The sequence below is a fragment of the Streptomyces sp. P17 genome (assembly GCF_032436805.1).
In the GTDB taxonomy this organism is placed as follows: Bacteria; Actinomycetota; Actinomycetes; order Streptomycetales; family Streptomycetaceae; genus Streptomyces.
Map to the genome: position 1 here is coordinate 1 of NZ_JAVRBF010000161.1, position 2,060 is coordinate 2,060.

Consider the following 2,060-nt stretch of genomic DNA (forward strand, 5'->3'; position numbering starts at 1 on the left):
GGTCTTTGGCCGGTGCGGCGAGGGTGCGTGCCGGGCGCCGTGGGTGCTGTGCGGGACTTTCAAAACACCCCCTAGCATGGGCGCGTGCAGACGATGCCCGCCCATGCAGCCCTCCACAACGACCGTGAGATCGAGACGCTCCAGGAGTTCGACGCCACCGTCTCGGCCCGCGGCACGCTCGCCGGATTCCGGATCCAGGCCGTCGATCTGACGGACCGCACCCGCGAGTTGCTCACCACGGACACGGCGGGCGCCGTCTTCCTCGGCTGCCCGATGCGCGAGGACGCGGCCGCGAAGATCCGCGCGGACGGCGCCATGGTCTTCCCGCCGGTCCCGGACCTGCCCTTCGACCCGTACCGGGGGCTCCTCTACTCGCCGGACGAGCTCTTCGCCGGACTCGACAAGGGGTACGAGCAGACGCCCGACGCCCTCTCCCATGCCTGGTTCCAGCGGACCAAGGCGGACGGCGACATATTCGCGTCGATGCTCCGCTCCGTCCACGACGACGCCGTCTCCGACGCCCTCGACGAACTCCTGCGCGGAACAAGGGTCGTGGGCGTCATGGGCGGCCACGCGATGGCCCGCGGCACGGAGGCCTACGCCGGTGCCGCCCGCCTCGGCCGGGAGCTGACCCGCGCGGGCTTCACGGTCGCGACCGGCGGCGGCCCGGGCGCGATGGAGGCGGCGAACCTCGGCGCGTACGCCGCCCCGTACGACAACACGATGCTCACCGAGGCGCTCCGACTTCTCGCCAAGGAACCGAAGTTCACCCCGTCCATCACGGCCTGGGCGACGGCGGCCTTCGAGGTGCGCACCCGCTGGCCCAAGGGCGGCGGCTCCGTCGGCATCCCGACCTGGTTCTACGGCCATGAGCCGCCGAACGCCTTCGCCACGCACATCGCCAAGTACTTCGCCAACGCCACCCGCGAGGACGGCCTGCTGGCCCGCGCCAACGCCGGCGTGGTCTTCCTGCCGGGCGCCGCCGGGACCGTACAGGAGATCTTCGACAACGCGACGCCGAACTACTACGAGTCCCGGGGCGAGCCCACGCCCATGGTGCTGGTGAACCGGGCGCACTGGACGGAGAAGCTGCCGACCTGGCCGCTGCTCCAGTCGCTCGCGCGGGAGCGTTCGATGGAGTCCCGTATCGCCCTGGTCGACCGGATCGAGGAGGCTTCGGAGGCATTGAAACGTCTCGGCGGTTAATAAGAGGGCAAAGCCAAGGTCCTTGGCCCGCATATGCGTTGACACTACTTACGCAGCACTTATAAACCTGTGAGCCTCTTGGGAGTGGAGTTGCCCGTGCGACTCCGCCCCCTCAACCCCCCGCATTTGCGCAACATGTGAAGGACCAACGTGGCAGTCCTGTCCATACCCCGCCGTACCGTCGCCCGTTCCGTGCGTGTGCTCGGCATCGCCTCCGCCTCGGCCGCGCTCGTGCTCGGTGTCAGCGGTAACGCGTTCGCGTGCGACATCAAGGATTTCTCCGCCGAAGCCAAGTGTGACGGTGACAACGGTGTCATCACCGTCACCGATGTGGACGCCGCCGGTGTCCCGGCCACCGTCAGCGTCTACCTCCAGAACAACGGCGCCGACCTGAAGAAGGTCGGCGAGCAGGTGGTCGAGGGCTCGCGCGAGGGCGTCACCATCACTTTCGCCGAGAACTGGAAGCCGAACGCCGAGTACCGCATTCACGTCAAGGCCGAGGGCTATGTCGACGAGGACATCAAGCCGAACCTGACGACCCCGTCCACGGCCTGCAAGAAGGAGGACACCCCGGCCCCGTCGGACAGCCCCACGCCGACCCCCACGCCGTCGGACTCCGCCTCCACCCCGGCCGAGGAGACCCCGGCCCCCTCGCCCTCCGAGGGCGACAGCACCGCCCCGGCGGACACCAGCAGCAACGCCCCGTCCCCGGCCGGTGAGTCCAACCTCGCCGAGACCGGCGCCGACTCCAACACCGGTCTGATTGCGGGCATCGCGATCGCCCTGGTCGCGGTCGGCGGCGGCGCCGTCTTCTTCGGCCTCCGCAAGCGCAGCACGCGCTGACAACCGGAGCG

At 69.5% G+C, this 2,060-nt stretch carries 2 protein-coding genes; both read left to right on the top strand.

Translation table 11 applies throughout. The features are described from left to right. Window positions 1–84 precede the first annotated feature (84 nt). The gene (locus tag RMT89_RS40000; RefSeq protein ID WP_315888665.1) at window positions 85–1,206 is read left to right on the top strand and encodes an LOG family protein; all 1,122 of its coding nucleotides are present in this window, start codon (window positions 85–87) and stop codon (window positions 1,204–1,206) included. 150 nt (window positions 1,207–1,356) lie between these two features. After that, a complete protein-coding gene (locus RMT89_RS40005; protein WP_315888666.1) occupies window positions 1,357–2,049 on the top strand; it encodes an LAETG motif-containing sortase-dependent surface protein in 693 nt (230 codons plus the stop codon). The last annotated feature ends 11 nt before the right edge of the window (window positions 2,050–2,060 follow it).